Annotated in this window: 16 protein-coding genes; 13 read left to right on the top strand and 3 right to left on the bottom strand. The window is 56.8% G+C overall.

Annotated elements, in window-relative coordinates:
• Positions 1-10: 10 nt before the first annotated feature.
• The 4 genes from HFP54_RS18795 (at position 11) to HFP54_RS18810 (ending at position 4668) form a co-directional block, all read left to right on the top strand.
• The gene (locus HFP54_RS18795; protein WP_168566368.1) at positions 11-1630 is read left to right on the top strand and encodes a hypothetical protein; all 1620 of its coding nucleotides are present in this window, start codon (positions 11-13) and stop codon (positions 1628-1630) included.
• A 75-nt stretch (positions 1631-1705) separates the two neighbouring features.
• Entirely contained in the window at positions 1706-1978 is a 273-nt protein-coding gene (locus tag HFP54_RS18800) for a hypothetical protein (RefSeq protein WP_206036295.1), read from the top strand.
• A 410-nt stretch (positions 1979-2388) separates the two neighbouring features.
• Entirely contained in the window at positions 2389-3399 is a 1011-nt protein-coding gene (locus HFP54_RS18805) for a hypothetical protein (protein WP_168566370.1), read from the top strand.
• Positions 3400-3435: 36 nt separating this feature from the next.
• Positions 3436-4668 (top strand): hypothetical protein, encoded by a 1233-nt coding sequence (locus HFP54_RS18810; protein ID WP_168566371.1) that lies wholly within the window; start codon positions 3436-3438, stop codon positions 4666-4668.
• Positions 4669-5008: 340 nt separating this feature from the next.
• Here HFP54_RS18810 and HFP54_RS18815 read toward each other — a convergent pair whose 3' ends face one another.
• Positions 5009-5791, bottom strand: a complete 783-nt coding sequence (locus tag HFP54_RS18815) for a DUF4190 domain-containing protein (RefSeq protein WP_168566372.1) — start codon at positions 5789-5791, stop codon at positions 5009-5011.
• A gap of 256 nt (positions 5792-6047) precedes the next feature.
• The gene (gene lpxB / locus HFP54_RS18820) at positions 6048-7313 is read right to left on the bottom strand and encodes a lipid-A-disaccharide synthase (RefSeq protein WP_168566373.1); all 1266 of its coding nucleotides are present in this window, start codon (positions 7311-7313) and stop codon (positions 6048-6050) included.
• 397 nt (positions 7314-7710) lie between these two features.
• On the opposite strand from lpxB, the gene HFP54_RS18825 reads away from it, so the two are divergent.
• The 9 genes from HFP54_RS18825 (at position 7711) to HFP54_RS18865 (ending at position 19623) form a co-directional block, all read left to right on the top strand.
• Positions 7711-8097 (top strand): hypothetical protein, encoded by a 387-nt coding sequence (locus HFP54_RS18825; RefSeq protein ID WP_146415828.1) that lies wholly within the window; start codon positions 7711-7713, stop codon positions 8095-8097.
• Between the two features lie 60 nt (positions 8098-8157).
• Positions 8158-8688 (top strand): CinA family protein, encoded by a 531-nt coding sequence (locus HFP54_RS18830; protein WP_168566374.1) that lies wholly within the window; start codon positions 8158-8160, stop codon positions 8686-8688.
• A gap of 74 nt (positions 8689-8762) precedes the next feature.
• Positions 8763-11309: a serine/threonine protein kinase gene (locus HFP54_RS18835; RefSeq protein ID WP_168566375.1), complete on the top strand. Its 2547-nt coding sequence runs from the start codon at positions 8763-8765 to the stop codon at positions 11307-11309.
• Positions 11309-13405 carry a hypothetical protein gene (locus HFP54_RS18840; RefSeq protein WP_168566376.1) on the top strand — a complete coding sequence of 699 codons (2097 nt, stop codon included), beginning with the start codon at positions 11309-11311 and terminating at the stop codon, positions 13403-13405. Before HFP54_RS18835 ends, HFP54_RS18840 begins: the two co-directional genes overlap by 1 nt.
• A 98-nt stretch (positions 13406-13503) precedes the next feature.
• Positions 13504-15393 (top strand): hypothetical protein, encoded by a 1890-nt coding sequence (locus tag HFP54_RS18845; protein WP_235952043.1) that lies wholly within the window; start codon positions 13504-13506, stop codon positions 15391-15393.
• Positions 15390-16211, top strand: a complete 822-nt coding sequence (locus tag HFP54_RS18850) for a MotA/TolQ/ExbB proton channel family protein (protein WP_168566377.1) — start codon at positions 15390-15392, stop codon at positions 16209-16211. The genes HFP54_RS18845 and HFP54_RS18850 overlap by 4 nt, the downstream gene beginning before the upstream one ends.
• Positions 16212-16319: 108 nt before the next feature.
• A complete protein-coding gene (locus HFP54_RS18855) occupies positions 16320-17918 on the top strand; it encodes a sulfatase (protein WP_168566378.1) in 1599 nt (532 codons plus the stop codon).
• Positions 17919-17927: 9 nt separating this feature from the next.
• Positions 17928-19247: an ArnT family glycosyltransferase gene (locus tag HFP54_RS18860; protein WP_168566379.1), complete on the top strand. Its 1320-nt coding sequence runs from the start codon at positions 17928-17930 to the stop codon at positions 19245-19247.
• Positions 19248-19314: 67 nt separating this feature from the next.
• Complete coding sequence (locus HFP54_RS18865; RefSeq protein ID WP_146415821.1) at positions 19315-19623, top strand: hypothetical protein; 309 nt, start codon at positions 19315-19317, stop codon at positions 19621-19623.
• A 348-nt stretch (positions 19624-19971) separates the two neighbouring features.
• Here HFP54_RS18865 and HFP54_RS18870 read toward each other — a convergent pair whose 3' ends face one another.
• A complete protein-coding gene (locus HFP54_RS18870) occupies positions 19972-20658 on the bottom strand; it encodes a PH domain-containing protein (protein WP_168566380.1) in 687 nt (228 codons plus the stop codon).
• Positions 20659-20956 lie beyond the last annotated feature (298 nt).

The following is a 20956-nucleotide window of genomic DNA, read 5'->3' on the forward strand; positions in this document are numbered from 1 at the left end:
GACCGACTCAATGAAAAGAAAACTAGCATTTTTCGTGTGTGCGATGTTGGCGTGCGATGCGTATGCCTTGGAATCGCAACCTCCCCAGAGTGCTCAACGGTGGCGAGATGAGAGATGCTGTGGCCCGGTCAGTCTTTACGTACTTGCGAAATTGGCTGATCAGCCATTGGATTTGGAGGAGATCATTCGAATCGCCCCACCAAGCGACAAAGGCCGGACAAAAAGCCTGGGAACAGTGGGGGCTTTCCTTGCGGCGTTTGTTTATTTTCTTTGTAAGATGGTGCGTCGTGGAGTAAGAAAAGCGTTGCTGAAAAGTTTTGTGACCGATGGCACCCGAGCGACTGGTCTGATTCGGGGGTGGCGTCTGCCATCGTCGCTGACTCGATCAAGTTTCTTCAAGCTCGCCATTTTGTACTGTGGGTTTGCATTTGCTAACGAGCATGCGTGGGGCGAACATGTGTTGCCCCGCTCCGTTAGGGCAGCTCTTGAGCAAAACTCATCGCTGTTTTCGAAAGCCAGCATTACTGGTCAGAAGAGTCGAAAAATAATTTCTTCGATTGAAGACGTAAAAAGCTTGTTTGGAACTCTTGAATCGCGGGACGAGTTCGAGAAAACGCTTGGTTTTGAGCTGAAGTTCAACGGGCCACTTTTTCGAGAGTCCGTGGTGCACCCCCCGGGGGCCTACTATGCGAGTGAACTCGTAAATGAAATATCTTACGATGGACAAAAGTTTTATCACGGATCGAAAGATCTTAGTGATCCTGCTTTGAGCAGCGTGTTCGTCTACACGCCGGAGATAGCCACTTCGCGACAAGAGCGCATGGAAGGCCTGGACTATTTGGCATCGATGGAATTTTGGTATCTCGATGAAATTGGTTTTAGGGGGCCACACTCCGTGGCGGAGCTTGGTCAGCCGGTTAAATCTGTCATTCTCGATGCTGAGAATCGCGGGAAAGTCATTTCAGTTGAAGACCTCAGCAACGGGGCAATGGAGTTGATTGAGGTCATCATCGAGCAGCCAGAGCCCTGGCAGAGTCAGATGACATTTGACATCAAAACGCATGAGCCCTTTGCACTTTTGACGGGCAGTAGTCGCGAATTGCAGATGCGCATTGAGCAAGAGCGGCGAGAGTTGCTGGGAGATAGCCGGAAGATTCGATATCGTCTCAGAAAGTCCTTGGGTTACGCCGTCGAAGAGAAATGGGTTTCGAGAGCTTCCACAGGTGATGTTATGTTTCACACGCGGAATTCGGACTTTTTGCAAGTTGGCTCAGCTAACGCTTGGATTCCAAGGCGATGTGTCGTTGCGTCATTCGCCTACGAAACTTCTCCTTCATCGATTGCACCTGCGGCAGTGTTTCAGACTCTGATTGAGATCGTTTCCTATCAAGCGATCGAGTTGGGCAACAGCGAATTCAAGATTTGGTACGACGAAGCCGGTGTAAGGGTTTCCGATTGGACCAGTCCGCGAGCCACCCTCGAGGATGCGGATTTCTATCGTGTTCCAGCTTCAATTTTTGATATGCCCCAAAAGTCGCCGTTGATAAGAAATGTTTTGATTCTAAATTTGATTGTCGTTTTGGGTATTGTCGGGTGGTGGGTTTATCGAAAGAATCGAAAAAACACCTGATGTATTGAAGTGTTATTGTTCATGGTGTTTCAGATTCTAGCTTTTCCTGTGGGGGGCTTCGAGAGAGTTTTACCGGTGTTCGATGAAAGCATGACTGCGGATCAGCTTGCGGAGTTTCTAGTGCTTCATCATGATGCGTTGAAGTCGCTGTCGTTGGTTTGTCAGACTTTTCCGCAGAGTATTGAAGATGAGCCTGAAGGGCATTATTGGCGGAGGACAGTGTCGGTGAATGGATCGAAGTTGATGTATAGGAGTGACAATGGTCATGGGTATTTAAGGCTGCCCTGGGGATTTGATCCGTTAAAAAAAGACGTTCGTAATGGACCCCGATGGCTCTTTGGCATTTGAACATGTAAATCGGAAGTTCACGGAGTGTCAGTTTCGTGCCGGCAATGCGCCGCTTTCGGTTCATTTTTGGCGTATCGCGATGGCTTTGGGCTCTCCTTGGATGCCTGTTGACGGTGTTGTCCGAGCGTTTTGTCTCACGTTGATCAATCGCGTACTGCCATGTGATTGGTTTGGCAATTCCTCGGGGTATTGATCCAATCTATTCGCTTGTAAAATCTATTTGAATCGAATTATCTGTTGGGAGATTTTGGGTGGAGCGGTTAAGTATGCAGTGTCGGGTGCTGGTTTGGAAACGGATGCTTCCGATCGCTCTCTTGTTTTTCTGTCCGCTGACAGAGTCGTGGGGGTTAGAGCCAGCCGACGCATTCGAAAGGCTCTACGGACGACGACTTCAGTGTACGAAAGCGGAAGTGACCGCGAAGTGGACGGTCAGAAAATCCGCGACCGGTGAGACTTATGGTCTGGATCTAAGCCCGCAGCAGGGATTGGCCAAGATTGCCTTCGACGACGAGGTGCCGATATGGCAGTTGAAAATGGAACGCAATCAGGTTGTCGGTTCGAGATTTCATCGAGATACTCCTACAACCAGAAGGCAGATAAACCAAGATAGCTTTTTGCTCGCTGTCGAGTTGGAGAATGACAGGTACTTCTTTAACCCATTTTATATGGGAGCGTTTCTGTATACGGCACCAAGAAACATTCGTCCGCCGAGGGTTAGTTTTGATCGAATGTACCCTTCGATTCATCCGCGGATGGTCGGCTTGTTTTCATTAGAGAGTTTTCTTCACGGTGTTTCCCATCAATCGATGGATCGCCGGCGGGAGTGGTCAAAACAACCGAGTACGAAATGTATTGAGACTGAAAATGGGTTTCAAATTGTTGGTCCCTCGTCGACCGGACAGCAAGTGGAATACTCCTATGATACGAAAGATGAGCCAATTTTGAGTATTGTGCGAACGATCGGAAGAGTATCCGAAGACGGCAACTTCGTTCTCGCCGGTGAACCCTGGGCAGTCTTAAAGACCGAACACAGGGAGTTCGGGAAGGCCGTTCTTCCGATCCACGCGAAGCAAGTTCAGACCGAATACAAGGAGGCCTTTAAAGAAGAAACGAGGGAACCCGTCCATGTTTTGGTCAAAACGGTGATTGATCTGGAACTCGATTGGGACCACGTGAATGACAACGACTTCTCGCTCACGAGTGACTACCAATCATGGGGCCTGCCTTCCGGTACACGTGTGCTGGACGCGTCGAAAATGCAGCCAAACACAATCGATCGAATCGCAGTGACGTCGATCAAACCACGGAAGCCAAAACCGAATGGATTGCCAGTAATCATCATCCTGTCTTTCGTCACGGTGGGGCTTTTGGTTTGTCGTTTCCTTTATCGTTGGTGGAGCAATCGTAGGCTTAGTATGTGAAGGCGTGAAATGCGCTCCCGGCGAAACTCGACGACCGTGCTTCGTGCCGTCGCGATCGGAGTTGCGGTGATAGCTTCGATTGCGATCGCTGATCGACGCTATGGAGATTCGCTTCATTCCTGGCGATTAAGTATCGAGTACCGAGTCGGAACAAACTTCGTTGATACGGGGCAGTTTGCAAACGCGTTTTCCGACGAAAGTGGTCCGACGGGTTGGGTTGCCCCGATTCCGACCGTCCTGTTGGGTGTGGTTTGCAAGGCAATGAATCACGATGAGAAGCGGATATCGTTTTTTGTTTTGTTGCTAAATGCGTTTTGTTTGTTTTTGGGGGCCTTTTTCGTAGCAAACGGTGATCGTGTCGGGTTCTCGGTTCCCGTTGTCATCATTCTCTTGACTGCGTTTGGCTTTGAACGCTTGCTGCGTTATCAACCGGAAATCCTTTGCGTTCCAGCGATCTCCTTGTGTTTTTTCAGCGCAGGCGAATCGTCTTGTCGATTGCTTCGTCTTTCCAAGCGGAAACTGCTTGTTGCGAAATATCTGAGCCAGAGTCTAGCTATCTTAATTTCGCCTATCGTGGGTCTTGCGCTCACAGTGCACTCCGCCGTCGGGTTTGGTCGTGCGCATGGTAGATTTGTGAAAACGGCGTTTGCCTTGTCGTGCGTCCTTTCACTTGGGTTGGTAATCCTGTGCTCAGTTCGGAACTGGTGGGTTGTCGGGTTGCCAGGATTCGTTAAGACCAACGGTTGGTACGAACTGTACCAGTCCCAGGTTCTGGATGATGACGGCGTGTTGGATGCGATTACACTTGATCAGCATCCCATTTCGGTGAATTCAAGGGCCCACCTTGATTACTGCTCAGTTGGTGAAGCCCAATTCATTCGGCAATCCCGAAGTCGCTGTATTGAAGCGATATTACGTAGTCCACTGGAATATTTGAATCGGGTTGTGTACCGATTGGCTTCGTTGGTTTTGGGCAGTTTCGTGTTCTGTGGCCAACTTCGACATGCTGATGTGTTTCGTCTGATGGTGTTCGGCGCGGTGCATGGAACAATTGCTTTCCACTTGGTGGTTCACCCAAATCGCAAGCCGTCTTTTGACCACGCTGTGTTTCTGATTGCACTCTTGGCGGCGCCGTATGTTCTTGTGTCGTTCTATGAAAGGTACCGCATCATCTTTTTTCCACCCGTCTATGTTGCGTTCCGATTGTCCATCGAGGCTCTCGCCGGATGTTGGTGGCGACGGGGCCCTGCCATCAACCCAGGGATGTAGTGTTTCATTCGTCGTAGGCCACGTGGTGGGTGACGGGAAGCTGATTCGACGTGGGCAAAAAGGTGTACCCGTTGGCTTACCGGCGTGGTTGTCATGCGGAGCATGACCTACGGATGTAGGTCACGCTGTGCGTGACGGGAACCCAGATTCGACGTGGGCAAAAAGGTGTACCCGTTGGCCTACCGACGTGGTTGTCATGCGGAGCATGACCTACGGATGTAGGTCACGCTGTGCGTGACGGGAAGCTGATTCGACGTGGGCAAAAAAGGTGTACCCGTTGGCCTGCCGGCGTGGTTGTCATGCGGAGCATGACCTACGGATGTGGTGACTGAGACTTGTCTTAGTAGACTGATTCAGCGACCGGTTGTTCCTGGTCCCAGGTGCAGCGTTTGACGTACCACTGGCGATCGCCGGTTTCCGCGTCGATTTTGAATGCCATCGTGACGATGATGTCGTTCTTGAACGGATCGGTGTGATTGTTCCAATTCGTCTCCACGTATTGTTCGCCAAAGTGGGTGTACATCCGGGCCGAGCCGACTTGAAACAATTCGATATCGCCGCCGATGTCTTCCAAGGCGGCGACGCAATCGTCTTCCTTGTAGTTTTCCATCGGCGACATCCCCATGCCATCTTCCATCGCCCGCACTTCGGCTTCCAGTTGTTCGTAGTGGGTCACAAGCGGTGTGCCGGGTGAAACGCGGTTGATGTGATCCTTGCGCATTTCCATCACCATTTCGCGGTCGCCGCGGGCCATCAGCCGCAAGTACTCTTTAGCGAAATACGCCGATTCAGTGCCCACCGTTTGCGTTGCCAGCAAAGGCATCAGAGTTCCGCAAACACCAAAGCCCACCGCCAAAACCATTCCGATCTTGGCCGGTAGGGTCCCGATCGGTCGGCCGCGGTCGCTAGGCCGCAACGCGATCAACCCAAGCAGGATCGCGATCACGGGAAGCACCAACAGAGGCGTGCCCAGCAGACAAAATACGCTGGCCAGCCCCGCTAGTAGTGCGAAAAAACCCGAGGCGCGAATGGGCGTGGGTTGTTCTTCCACCCCGTACCCGGTTTCGGCACCGATCAAAGGCGAACTGGACAACGAATCGCTGACAGCGGTCGTATCGGACATTGCGGAATCGACGAAGCAAGTGGGAACGTTGGTTTGGGAAGCTTCGGCCGTGCGATGACGCAATCGCGGGCAAGCGGACGCCTGGGGTGGGCCGAGGTCCCGCTATTTTGAGCCGACTTGGCCGATACGCCAGTCCGGGCCGAATGGTTCAACCGCAAAAAAACGACCCGATCCGCCCTCCGCGGGCTCGTAGGCGGTTCCCCAGCGGGTATCGAAAGTGCGAGCGGCGGATTGCCCTTGGCTAGGCGGCCCTTGTTTAGGCGGCCCGGCGACCGAAAGCCGGCATTCGGCGTGATCGCTCCGTGACGCTGTCGACGGTACCCGCGGCATCGTCGAACTGGTGGGGCTGGTCACCGGACCGAAGGTCGCTGGTGATCTGTTCCGACAAGAATTCGGCGGCCCTTTTCGTGGCACCCGGCAACGCGACCCGATTGCGAAGTTCTGCTAGATCGGCCTTCAGCCGTCGGAAATAGAACTCGTCGCCCAGCATCGCATCGATCGACTCGGTCAAAAAGTCCACCGCTGGTTCGATGGGACCGACCGAGATCATCTCCGGATAAAGGTTCCGATCGCTCATCAAATTGGGCAGTGTGATGCTGTTGATGTTCACGACACGCTTGCCGAATTCGTGAAGCAACCGGCCGATCCGGTAGGTGACGGCCGCGGGGGTCTGGCGGGCCATCAGTTCTAGACTGACCGATCCGCTGACCATCATGGCACAGCGGCTGAACTGGATGATTTCGCTGGTCGCCCCGACGAAAAAGTGGATGGGTAAGTCGCGGTCCGAATCGCTCAATTGGTCTCGGCACCACAAGCACTGGTCGTTGCGATAGGCGGCGACCATGAAGTGGGCGTCCGGGTGCATCTGGTGCAAACGGCGGATGGCGGCCAATTGAATGGGAAAGTTCCGATGGACTTCGTGCGATCGCGATCCGGGCAAAACCGCAACCGCGCCGCGGTCGTCCTTGGCAATCCGCCGCAGTCCCGCCATGACCATCGGATCCAGTGGCTTTTCGGCGACGGCGTCGAAAAAGGGGTGTCCGACCAACGTCGTCGGTATCCCGGCGGTTTGAAAGTAGTCTTCTTCGATCGGCAGAACCGCCAGCACGTGGTCGACCAGGCGACGCATCTTGGCAACACGCCATCCGCCCCAGGCCCACAATTGTGGCGGGCAGTAATAGTACACCGGGATCCCATAACGCTTGGCACGCTTGGCGATGTGCCAATTGAATCCAGGGAAATCGACCAGCACGACGGCGTCGACGGATGAATCACGAAAGACTTGTTCGGCTTCGTCGGCGAACCGAAAGAAGTCACGCAGTTTGGGCAAGACTTCCAATAGCCCCACCACCGCGTGGCGAGTCAAATCCAAGTCCAGATGACAGCCGGCGGCCGCCATCGCCGGACCCCCAAATCCGCGCAGATGCACCGACGGATCAGCTTGGCGAAGCGCATCGGCCAGTCGGGCGGCGTGCTGGTCACCGCTTGGTTCACCGACGGAAAAGAAGATCGATCGGGACATGTCCATGGGGGGTGGGCGGGGTGAAAAGTCCAATCGGATTGACCGACCGACTGTCCGATTCGCTGGTACCCCACCGCATCACGCCGCGTCAACGTCACTGTGGTCTTGGGCGATCCTCGCTGGCCCGGATCATGGCGGCTGTATGCATCCCCCCCCGGTGGTCGTGCGTATCGGACCGGTGCCGGGAAACGGTCTTATCGTGAAACACCAGGTGTCGTCAAAGTGATGTCTTCTGGTGGTCTGGGGCGTCGCAATGCGGCCAGGGATTTTCGCCGAACCCCCGGTTTTTGCGTGACAAAAGGCATTTGGCTTCGTTGCAGGCCGGTTTGGCACGCGGGACGCAACGGAAGTGCTCTGACAACTTCGTCGTTCGACTTTTTGGTTTAGGAGGACTTCTATGAATCAATGGATCAAATGGACTTTGGCTCCCGTTGCTGCGTTGGCGTTCACGCTGGCGGGCGACGCCCCCAAAGCGGATGCGGGCGGTTTCAGCCTTAGCATCGGTACCGGTGGTTTGGGATACAGCAGTTTCGGATACAGCCGCTATGGGGCGTATCGTCCGTATTACGGCCCGTCGATCCGGCCCTACCCGACCGCGACGATCTATCGATCGCGTTCGATCGGTGTTCCGGTTCGGGCGCCGTCGTATTATCACCGCAGCTATCACGTGCGTCCGGCGCCGCGTGTCCATTATCGGCCTCCGGTCGTGATCGGGCACGGTCATCACTACGGCCGGTATCCGGGGCATTACGATTACCACCGTCACCGACACTATCATCACTAGTCGGCACTGCAGCGGCCGCGCAGGCGCGAGGTGTCGGCGCGGCCGCATGAACGGATCCAGATGACCCCCGAACTGACTCGAGATTGTCAAACGGTGGCCGATCGTCTTCGGGCGACCGGCCACCGTTTGGTTTTGGCCGAAAGCTGTACCTGTGGATTGCTGGCCGCGTCCATCGCCGCCGTCCCCGGGGTATCCCAGCATTTTTGCGGTTCGGCCGTCACCTACCGCGAGCAGACCAAGGTGCAGTGGTTGGAAGTCGATCCAGACCTGCTGTCACGTCATTCCGCGGTCAGTGCACCGGTGACTGATCAGATGGCACGGGCGGTGATGCGAAGGACGGATGAGGCGACCGTGTCGTTGGCGGTCACGGGGCATTTGGGCCCTAACGCGCCGGCGGAATTGGATGGCAGGGTCTATTTGGCCGTGTGCGTTCGATCGGACGGTCCGGGGGCGTCGCGGGATGGTCGCGATCCTTACGTCGTGCACGCGCATGCGCTACGTCTGCACGAGCAATTGCGTGTGCAGCGTCAGATCGAAAGCGCCCGAGAGGCTTGGCAATTTCTGGTCCGCGTCGCTTTGGCGGACATCTAGACACCACGGGATGTCCCCTGGGCTGTTGATTCGCGTCGCCTGTTATCCGCCGATCGTTCAGTGATAATGGGGCGATGCGACAATTTCTTTCACGACAGTGGGTGTCCAGCGGTGGCGGCGACAAGCCGGCCGGGCCGGCGGTGGACCGCGCCACTTGGGGTGAGACGTCGCAGACGCGTGCTTGGGCAGGACTTTGGCCTCGACGTTGGCCGGCCTGGATTGCCGTTGTCTTGGCGCTGCTGATCGGCTCGGCGGTATGGGCGGTTTATTCGGTGACCGAAAGGTCCACCCGTAAAATCGCCGAGAACAATGTTTCGTCGATGCTGTCGGCCGGCGTTTCGGCGCTCCAGTTGTGGTTGATGGACCAGCGGCAAATCACCGCGGGGCTGATTGAAGACTGCGAGGCCCAGTATCCGCTGGGGTCGGCATTGGCCGCCGCAACGGCTCCGGTGCAAAGCGATGATACGCCGGCAGATGTTCTGCAGGCTGCACAGGATGTGACACAGTTCTTGAACGAACAGATCACGACGCGTGATGAAGATATCGATTGCACCGGGTGGCTGATTGTCGACGCGGACGCCACGATTCGCTTGTCATCCCGACCCGAATTGATCGGGCGTTCGTTTGCCCGTCTGCGTCCCGGCTTGGACACCTGTTTTCGTTACGACAGCACCGTGACGCCCGCGTTGCCGTTGCCGATACACGACGGCGATCCATCGGCGGCGATCCATTCTCGGCGTGACTTGGCAATGATCGCGTTGTCGACGATCCGAGACGGCGTCTTGCCGGTCGGGGCGTTCGGGTTGCTGTTGGACCCTGCCCATCGATTCACCGAAATCTTGTCGGTCGCCCGAATGGGCGAGACGGGGGAAACGTACGCGTTTGATAGTGATGGGGTGATGATCAGCCAAAGCCGGTTCGATCGTCAGCTTCACACCCTGGGCTTGGTTGATGAAGCTTCCGGGGCCAACAGCGTTTTGCGGGTCACCATCCGTGATCCAGGACTTGATCTGCTGCACGCTTCGCCATCAGACCGCCAGCGCATTGTGCAACAGTGGGACCAGTTGCCGCTGACGAAGATGGCCGCGAAGGCGATCGACGGACGCTCGGGGATCGACGTCAACGGGTACACCGATTACCGCGGCGTCAAAGTCATTGGCGCTTGGCAATGGTTGGACGAATACGGTTTCGGTGTGACGACCGAAATGGATCACGAAGAAGCTTACCAAGCGATCGATTTTCTGCGTTTGGCGACGTGGACCCTGCTGGCGGCTTTGGCGTTGACGGTGGTGTCGTTGGCCGCGGTGTCATTGGTGTTCAGCCGACTGTATGCCAGCACCGCGGCGATGCGTGGCGCGATCCGCCGTTTGGGCCAGTACGAATTGTTCGAAATCATCGGACGCGGTGGAATGGGGACGGTGTATCGGGGCCAGCATCAACTGCTGCGACGCGACGTGGCGATCAAAGTGCTGGAACGTGTCGATGAATCCGATGACATCATCCCGCTGGCCGACAGTCGAGCGGTCGAACGGTTTGAACGCGAGGTGCAGATGACGGCCAAGCTGGGGCACCCCAACACGGTGAACGTGTACGACTATGGCCGCACGGCCGAAGGCACGTTCTTCTATGTGATGGAACACGTCGGTGGGATGACCGTCCGCCAGTTGATCAAAGCCGACGGGCGACAATCACCGGGGCGTGTGATTCATTTGCTGGTTCAAGTTTGTGGGTCGATCCAGGAGGCTCATCATCACGGGCTGATTCATCGCGATATCAAGCCGGGCAACATCGTCGTGGTGAACTTTGCCGGTCTGTATGACATGGTGAAAGTGCTGGACTTTGGATTGGTTCGTAACCTACAGCGGACCGATCACACGCTGACCTCGCCGACCGCGCTGACCGGAACGCCGATGTACATGGCACCCGAGGTCATTCGCAATTCCAAGCATGCCGATCGCAGCAGTGATCTTTATGCGATCGGGGCGGTGGGCTATCAGTTGTTGACCGGTGTGACACCCTATGACGCGACCGCCGTACCAGAGATCTGTGCGATGCGATTGGGCGGCGATCCCGAACGTCCGGCCGATCGAATCGGCTGTCCACTGCCCGATGACTTGCAAGATGTGCTGATGGACTGTCTGAGCCACGACATCGAACGACGGCCGGCAACGGCGGGTGACCTGGCGGACCGTTTGCGAGGTTGTGCTGATGTCGGATCGTGGACCGAAGACGATTCGCGGCAATGGTGGTCTCGTTTTGGCGACGCGTATGATTCGGCGTCGACACCCTCGGGGGAATCCGCCGTGGTGGCACAGCCCGGCCGACCGATCCGCCCGATGCGTGACGTATGGGATTCCCAAAGCGATGCGGTTACCGATCCCGCGGCCAGTCTGATGTCGGGACAATGGGACGACGATGAGGGACGACCACCATCGGCATCCGAGCCGCCACGCGGGGGCGACAACACCGCACCCACCGCAGACGATTCGCGGACGTTTTCCTACAATCCGGCCGAACACGGCTTGGTCGTCGATCGACAGCCGGACCCGGCGATTTCCCCCGACGCTGCCACGACCGAATCCACCCACGGCGAAGACGACCAGACCAAGGAATCAGGCTGATGTTCGGTTGGAAACTGCGTGGCAAATCGGCGGCCGTGGATTGGCCGTCCTTGGCCGCTTTGCTGGACGACGACGACCGCCGGGCGGCGATCCAACACGATGCGCCGCAGCAGCATCGTGAAAGCTTCACGTCGGCACTGCGAAGCATCGACACATCGCTGGCCCAGCAGGTCCACGCGGCGGGCCGTCAATTGCATTCGGCGTCGGCATTGGTGGATCGTCCGACCATCGCCGTGGCGGGAATGTTGAACAGCGGAAAGACCAGTCTGGTGTCGACGTTTCTAAGCGATCAAGGCAAACGCCGGGCACTGCGTGGAATCGGCAACCACCAAGGAACGCACCGATTTGTGCTGTGGTTGCCACAGTCCTGGCAAAAAGACCCCCAGCTTTGGCAACTGCTGTTGCAACGGATCGGCGACGCATTGGGGGCCGCGCCGGTGGATCTGGATCAAGATCCGGAAACCGCGTGGGCACAGTACAACAACACCGGCGGATCCGAAGCGGAGTTGCAAATCCCGTTGATCGCGACCGACCCGGGGTTGGATGCGGCGGGCGTCGGACTGTTGGATTGCCCCGACATCGTCTCCGATGCATCGCTTGGTTTGGGTTCGCCCGAACAACGTCGTGATTTGTTGGGAAAGGCGGCGACGTTGTGTTCTGCATTTTTGGTCGTGACGTCGGCCGAATCGTCACGCGATTCACATCTGACCGAACTATTGAACGTTGCCGCTGATTTGATGCCCGGCGTTCCACGTGTGTTGGCGGTCAACCGTGTGCGTCCGCCTCAAACACCCGATCAAGTACACGAAGCGTTTGCTCGTGTCGCCGAGATGCACGGGGTCGATACGATCTATGCGGCCTATGATTTTGATGTCCCCAAAAGTCGTCCGTTCATTCCGGAAGATGCCACGGGCGAATTGACAACGATGGGCGATGACGGTGCTGCGGAGTTTCCCGTCTTCTATCGCGTCGACGCCGATCCGGACCAGAACCCGCCGGCCGCCATTGACCCGGATCGTTGGCTGGTCGCGTTGCCCGAGCAATTGGACCGTGGGGTCTTGTTCGATCGCTTCCAGGCGTCTCTGCAGTCGCGGTTGCAAGACTTGGTTTGCGACGACGCCATGACTTGCTTGGAAGCGTCGGCCGATGCATCGCGGAAAGCCTGTCACGATGCCCGACAGTGTTTGTTGCAAGCGGTGTTGGATTTCTTTGCACATCGCGATGTGACCGGTGAAGTCATCGATTTGCGATTGCATCAAAGCCAGCGCATCGTGCGTCAGTTGACCGAAGCCTTTGCCGATACGGCGCCCTGGTATGCCCGCTGGGGCGTTCGTTTGAACTCGACGGTTCGGCGTGTCTTTGGCGGCGTGCGAGACGTTTTGCGTCATTTGGCTCCCACCGCCATGGCACAGAAGGCGGCTGATGATGTCGCCGACAAGTTCCGGCGTGGCGAGTTCGGTGGGCTGCTGACACCGGAAAAACTGCAAAAGTCCATTCAGCGTCACGGGGGGAACACCGCCCTGTCGCATTTCGGTGACCAGGCCGATTGGAATGACGCGATCGAAACGGCGCTGCTGCGTTTTGAACAAGATGACTTCACGACATTGAATCCACGTCGACTGCATCAAGCGGCCGAAAAGATGTGGGCGGAGGTTCCGATGCGGCGCAAGCTGACATCCGGTTTGACCCCGTTGGTCGCGTTGTTCGCTGCCTTTGCCGGTGTCTTGATGATTCCGGTCGATTTCGGCGCCAACTTCATCGCCGCCGCATCGATTTCCGAATTGTTTGCCGCCGCTGGACTGACGGCACTCGCGGCACTGTGGGCGGGTGACAAAAGTCTTCGTGACGTCGGGCACCAAGCGGCGCGACAACAAATCGCGGACTTTCACGCCGTCCTGTGCGATTGCTTTGGCGTACCCCGGACCGCCGGCGGTCCAGGCGAAGCGACCGACAATGATATGATTCTGATGGTCCGGCAAAAACGGTTGCCGATGATGAAACCAGACATCATTCGACGTGACAGTGAAGGCCCGGCGTTGCGTGTATTCCATGTTCGCGATGAATTCCGCCAAGACCTGGTGCGACAGTTCCCTTGATACTTTGGGCCATCTCTGCCTGATCCATCGATCCTTCATTCCAAGTGGTGCCCGTGTCGGCGTCTGAATCCCAGCATACTGAATGGTTGGCCTCGCCCTTGGCTGGTCCAGCGACCGACACCGCCCCTGGTGACTTGTTTTTACAACGTGTCCGACGGGCAACCCGCAATGTGTTGGGCAATACACCGCTGGGACAACAGGTCGTCGCCCTTTGCGAAGACCACGCACGGTCACGCGCCGCAATCTTGAACGATCGTGCCGGCGGTGCCGCGGTGGTTGCGGTCGTGGGGGCCACCGGTCAAGGCAAATCGTGGCTGGTCCGCCAGATGATTCGGCGTTCGGGAACTCGTGAATTGATCGCCAGCGGGAATAACCTGGACCAAGCGACCGAAAAGCTTCGCTGGATCGGGCCAATGCCTCCCGCGGATCTGGACGCGTCAAGCGAGGAATTCTTGATGTGCCCCGCCGATCAAATGGAACCGATCGGCACGCCCTACCTGATCGTTGATTCACCCGGGGCGACCGACGACCGACAAAGGATCGCTGATGTGGCGCGACGTGCGTTGGCAATGGCGACGGTGCTGGTGCTGGTCGTTCGACGCGATCAAATGCGTAGCCATTCGGTCACGGTTTTGAATCAAATCGGTGAAGGCACCATGGTCGTGCCCGTGATCAATGCCGTCCGCGACGGTGACGATTCCGTGGCCATCGACGCCGATGCTTTTCAGTCACGTTTGCGAAAGACCGCTCCCGCCAGTCTGATCGTGCGTCCGGTGATCGTGGCCGATTTCGACACGGTCGATCAGGGCGAAGACCAAGTCGGACACCAAGCGGCACAGCAGGTGGCTTCGGCGATTGAAAAGGCAATGGTCGAAAACGGGCAAGCCGGTCACCGTCAAGCGACACGCCTGAACGTGCTGGATACTCGTTTTCGATCCGCATTGCATTCCATTTTGCGGGACCGATTGCCCGGGCTTTCCAATGCGGTCCAGTCGTTGCATCGCGAGACGAAGCAGATCCCTTCGCACGTTGCCGAAAGCTTGTTGGGGTCGGGCGGTTCGTTACGCGCGGTCGTCCGTTCCCGTTTGCGATTGTCGCTGATGGAGAATACGTCGGCGATCTGGTTCCCTTATCGATCAATTTTGGGCGTGCTGAATTTAACCAGCGGTGCCTGGGATCGTTTGCTGCTTTCGCTGTCCGGTTCGCTGCCATCATTGATCGGGACGATCTGGGCGGGCACCCGCAACGTGATGGAAGGTCAAAACGCGGCGTCGGAGATACGCGAAGGACTGTTGCGACGCAGCAACGCCGCCATCGATGACCGGCTGCGCCCGTTAACGTTGCATTTTCGATCCGAACTTTCAAAGCTTCGCCAGGATGCGGAACCGGGCGATGGCGATCACAGTGATTCGGCCGTGGCTTCGCTCGCGGGGCTGGATACTTTGCAAGAAGAATCACAACGCATTGTCCAGCGTTGTACGGACGCCGCGTCATGGCCCGCCTGGGCATCGACCCTTGCCGGTTTGATCGGGACGACGGTCTTTTGGGCCTTGTTGGCGGGCCCGATCGTCGCACTGTATCGGGAATACCTTTCAGCCAGCTATGGCGTGGTGGGGCAAGGATCCGCAGTGCTGGAATCGTTCCCCCATCCTAATTTTTCGATGATCCTGACCAGCGTCCTACTATCGCTGTTGCCCATGGCCGTTTTCGCGATGTGGGTGGTGGCGATGGTTCAGCGGCGTGGAAAAGTTCATGCCGTTGAAACACAGATTCGCGACGAACACCATCACGTGATCGGACGAATGCAAAGTGATGGCGTTCTGCGACTGCGCTGGGATGATCCGTTGCTGGCCGATGCAGAATTCCTGTTGTCGATCGGTTTGAATTCGATGCCCGGCGATCGGAGTGCAAACGATCTGGGGTCACACGATCAGGCGTCAAACCATCGCCCGAATGACCAATCGGCGACGGAGAATACCGAAGTATGAACAGAGGTTTGGGTTTGTTTTGGCAATCATTGATGGGGCTGGCCCAGGCCACCAGTGACGCGGCACCGGACGACGACGGCGCCGGATTGTTCGAAATCGTCTTCAGTGGCGGATGGATCGGTCTGATCATCATCCTGGTGTTGTTCTGCCTCAGTGTGGCAGCGGCCTATCTCGTGTTCGATCAGTTCATGACGTTACGACGTGCGGAAATCTTGCCGCCTTCGGTCGCCGACAGCGTCCGACAATCGCTATTGACCGGTCGCCTCGCCGATGCCGATGCGGTGTGTCGCCGCACACCCAGTGTCATCAGTGTGGTCCTGTTAGCAGGTTTGGCGGAACGAGAGTTCGGCTGGTCCGAGGTTGAAAAAGCCGTGGAAGATACCTTGGCACAGCAGTCGGCCAGGTTGATGCGACGCATCGAATACTTGTCGGTGATCGGAAACATCGCGCCGATGGTCGGATTGTTGGGCACGGTGACGGGGATGATTTTCGCCTTTCAACAAGTGGCGACCACTCGCGGAGCGGCCGGCGCGGGTGACTTGGCCGAAGGCATTTACCAAGCATTGGTGACGACGGTCGGCGGTTTGGTGGTCGCGATCCCGTCGCTGGCGGCGTATGCCATCTGTCGAAACCGCGTCGATTCGTTGATCGCCGAAGTGGCTCAGCAAACCGTGCACGCGTTAACCCCCATCAAGCGGCGGCCCGGCACGTCGCAGCGCACGGCCACCCGGAAGTCTCCCGCATCGCCGGCGTCTTCGTCATCGACGCCCAAAGCGCCCGCTGCCGCACCGGACGATCGGCCTCCGAAACGGACTTGATCATCCCAATCGCATCGCGGCGGCAGTTACACTGACGCTGAAACTTTGGCGTCGCTTGCGCACCGTTTGGACGCCCCTCCCCTTCACGCTTCACAGCTTGTGAATCTTATGTTTGCGAATCGATTGGATCCCCTTCGTGGCCTTTACGGTTTTTTGATCGTTGTATCGGCCTGCCTCGCTTTCACCTCGAATCATGTCGACGCCGCAGACGATCAGCGTCCCAACGTTTTGTTCATCTTGGTCGATGATTTGGGGCTTCACGACTTGGGGGTCGAGGGCAGCACGTTTTACGAAACCCCCAATCTTGATGCGTTGGCCAATTCGTCGATGCGTTTCACTCAAGGCTACGCCTCGTGTCGTGTTTGCAGTCCGTCGCGTGCCAGCATTCAACTCGGAAAGTTCACCGCGCGACATGGCATCACCCAGTGGATCGGCGCCGCATCGGGGATGGACTGGAAACGGGATGACAAGTTGTTGCCTGCGGAATACCTGCATGCGCTGCCGCATGACGATGTCACGATTGCCGAGGCCTTGTCCGAAGCCGGGTACATCACGTTCTTTGCGGGCAAATGGCACTTGGGTGGCGAAGGCAGCCTGCCAACCGATCATGGATATCAAATCAACAAAGGAGGACATCATCGCGGCAGTCCTCCCGGTGGATATTTTGCGCCCTATAAGAATCCCGAATTGGAAGACGGCCCCGATGGTGAATCGCTGACGATACGTTTAGCCAATGAAACGGTGGACTTCATCACCGCCAATCACGATCAGCCGTTTTTTGCGATGTTGTCATTCTATACCGTCCACGGTCCCGTGCAGACGGAACAATCACGATGGCAAAAGTATCAAACCAAGGCCCAGTCGTTGCCGCCACGTGACCATCGGTTCGAAGTCGACCGCACACTGCCGGTTCGAATCGTCCAAGACCATCCGATCTATGCGGGCATGATCGAAACGATGGATCAGGCGGTCGGCTTGGTCGTTGACGCATTGGCTGATGCCGGCTTGGATAAAAACACGATCGTCGTTTTCACCGGTGACAATGGCGGCGTGTCCAGCGGTGACGCATACTCGACGTGCAACCTGCCGCTCCGGGGCGGCAAAGGCCGACAATGGGAAGGCGGCATCCGCGAACCGTTCTATCTGCGTTATCCACCGTTGACCGGTGACGGAATGACCAGCGATGTTCCGGTGACGCATGCCGATTTTTATCCGACATTGTTGGACATCTGCGGTCTGGAATCGCGTCCGGAACAACACGTCGACGGTGTCAGTTTGGTTCCATTGTTGCGGGGGCAATCCATTGCGGATCGCCCGCTGTATTGGCACTATCCGCACTATGACAACCAGGGCGGTGAACCCAGTTCGTTGTACCGGGATGGTGATTACAAGCTGATCCACTACTACGAAGACGGCCGTAACGAACTGTACGATCTGTCCAAAGATCCCGCCGAACAGAATGACATTGCGGACCAGCATCCACAGCGAGTTCAGCAAATGTACAGCCAGTTGAAGTCATGGTTGGATTCGGTCGGTGCGCTCTATCCCGAACCCGATCCTCGGTATGACCCTCAGCGGACGGCGGCGAAATGGAAGCGAATGCACACGACCAAGAAAGAGTCCTTGGAAAAGTCACACGCCCAGTTTTTAGATCCGAATTGGCAACCGGATCCCACATGGTGGGGAAGCCAAGTCGTCAAGGACTAGGTCCCGTCGGTGAGCAAGACAGCGACACGACATGCCTTGGTCTTTATCTGCGGCTGCATTACTGCGTTGATGGTATTTGGTGGCCACACGCTGATGACCGGCCAGTTGTCCGGGCCTCCGCCGATCACTGATGACCAACTGGCCTATGACAGTCTGGGTTGGGAAATTGCCAACAGCGGCATCTATCAAACGCACTATGCATCGCCGACGTTTTTGAACGCCTACGGTGGCGCGGCCGATGCCATCTTGGATCTGCACGGATCCGAGAATCCCAGACGGGTTGGCCCATGGCCGACCGCCATGCGGCCGCCGCTGTATCCGTATCTGCTGGCACTCGGCAATCGGCTGTTGGGACGCCAGTTCATGTTTGGTCGCCTCATCAACCTTGCGGCCGCTGCATTGACTTGTGGCATCTTGGCTTTACTTGCCGATCGCTTCGGCGGATGGCCCACGGCGGTCGTTGCGGTGGGCCAGTTTTGTTTAGTGGATGTCCGAACACGCATGTTTGCCAGGACTTTGCTGACCGAAAGCTTGGCGATGCTTGCGATCGCAGTTTTATTCTGGGTCTTGATTTCTGTGATGGATCGTCGCCGAACCCGGCCCTATCGCGGATGGATCATCGCTGGCGTCGTTCTTGGGGTATCCGCACTTCTTCGATCCATGTTTGTCCTGTGGATTCCCGTCATCGCAATCGGTCTGTGGCGTCGGAAACGCAAGAGCAGTGAAACGGGAACCGCGTCCGGCGAATGGATTCCAATCGCGGGCATGGTGTTGATCGCGACGTTGGTGCTTTCGCCTTGGATGGTGCGGAACTTAACGGTGTTGGATGGCTTTCAACCGCTGGGCACCCAAGGCGCGAAGGACGCGGTCGCGGGGTATAGCGATCGGTCGCTTCGTGGAATGGGGCTTTGGTGGGATCCGCGTGCCGCCGGATTGTTCGATGACGTGGGGACGAACTTGGGTAGCCTTGAAACCGAAACGCAGTGGGGACGCACCAGCGTGGCCTTGGCGAAAAATTGGATCGTTTCCGATGGGTACAAATTACCCGTGCTGGCCGCGGCAAAAGTCTTCAGTGCTTGGAGGCCTTGGAACTTGGGTGACCTGTATGTGTCCGCGTTTGCATTGTTGGGATGGATTGCCTATCGGCAGACCGAGCATGCCCGTGTCGCGGGGATTTTGTGGTTGGCGTGTACGCTGGGCATCGCCGCCACTTGGTCAACGGCCGGGCGGTTCACGGTTCCCCTGTTGATGCCGATTCACTTGTTTGCGTCACTGGGCGTCGTCCATTGTTGGCGAAGCACACTGCACGATCCACCAGCGGATGTGTAGATTGCCGACTTCCAACGTTTTGTTTCAAAACATTTTCGAGATCACCCTTTTCAACCAAGCAATCGCCATGTCACTGATTCAAAAGACTGTTGCCGCACTGATTCTTACCGCGTGTCTTTCATCCGTCGGATGCCAACCGGCGAACAACCCGGGAACGTGGGACGAAGCCAAAGCGAGCGAGTACATCAAGGAACAGTTGTCGCTGGAATCGGTGGAGTTGACCAAAACCAGTGACGGGTTCACCGGAACGGGCACCGATGCCGACGGTGAAACCTTTGAGTTGGTACTGACGCAACAGCCCGATCAAAATCGCTTGGAGTATGACGCGACCGGATCGCGTGGGACGATGGAAAACGGTTTCTATTCGACCAATTGAAAACCGTTTTGCCAGGAAGCAGGGCGAGCCGATTGCCAGTGTCCGATAAGGCGTGCCACACGTGTGCTGGTCTTCAACGTCCCCCGGCAATTCACCGATCCGCGTTGTGGGGCGTCCGAAGATTTGACAGATCGATGAATTTTCGATTTATTTTGATCGCTGGCTTTAAACCTGGATCGCACCCAACGCGACCAGGCACATGAGGGCGTAACAGGCAAAGATCAAGAGTTGTCGTTGTTGCATCGTTTGCTTCGCTTTCGTTTGTGTGGCGACTGTTTTAGGCGGTGCCATCAAGCACACCCTTGGTGACAGGGATTCAATGGGACCACGGCGATTGGTTGTGCCGTGTTATTGGCGTTTGCGGATGTAGTCGACGACCGCTTCAGGATTCGGGATGTCATGAATGATGACTTCCATGTCGTCCTGCCCCGCGCTGGAAACGGCGATATCACCAAAGCGGAACAAACGCTCGAATAAGTTCTGGTCGACTTTCAAGTTGCGGACGTCTTCGTGACGAATTTCACTGGTACCGCGGTGAATGATTCCGTAACGATAAATCATTCGCTCGTTGGTCAGTTTCAGTGAGTGCATCCGGCTCTCGATCAGCCATTTCATCAGAAACACCAGCCCGATACCCAGCAGCACGCCACCAGGGAGCATCAAAGTCAGTCCGGTGATTCCTTCAATGGATGATCCGGCGACTCCCAGGCCCAGAACCAGCCCGCCAATGATCGCCGCTGCGACACAGACAATCGTTCCCAAAAGGTGCCTTCGAAAGACGACGGGATGGATGACCTTTTCGATCGCTTCGTCTTCGGCCAAGTCGTCGGCACTCAGAATGGTCGACGGGTCGGTGTCACTGTCGTGTTTGGCGGGATAGGCTCGCGGCGGAACGACTTCAAAAGGACGATCGCAGTGGGGGCAGCTGATCGTTTCACCGATCAAGTGTTGTTCGATGCCGATGGTCGATTCGCAGATCGGGCAGGTGTAGACCAGTGCTCGATCTTGGGGCTTGGCTTCGGTGCTGGAAATCATGGGACCTTCGCCTGTGTGGGTGTGTGAAAGGAGGACCGGCCGTGAGCGATCCGTCCACCGGGACGCTTTGCGTGGCGCGGCCAAAGGCGTGCCGGTCGCCGGCGGCACCATGACATTGCAAGTGCCGAGCCAAACACTCGACCGTCACCGTTCACGCAATGCGGGCAGCGGGAAAAAGCAGAATGTCGCCGGCGATCGTTCAATGATCGCGCGGCCTGATCGTCAACCGCGCAGCCGCGATTCACAGGGGCGGTCTCATCTCCTGGCTGATTGATCGATCAGCCAAGATCTAGATGGA

Origin of the sequence: Crateriforma spongiae (genome assembly GCF_012290005.1) — a bacterium.
Taxonomy (GTDB): Bacteria; Planctomycetota; Planctomycetia; order Pirellulales; family Pirellulaceae; genus Crateriforma; species Crateriforma spongiae.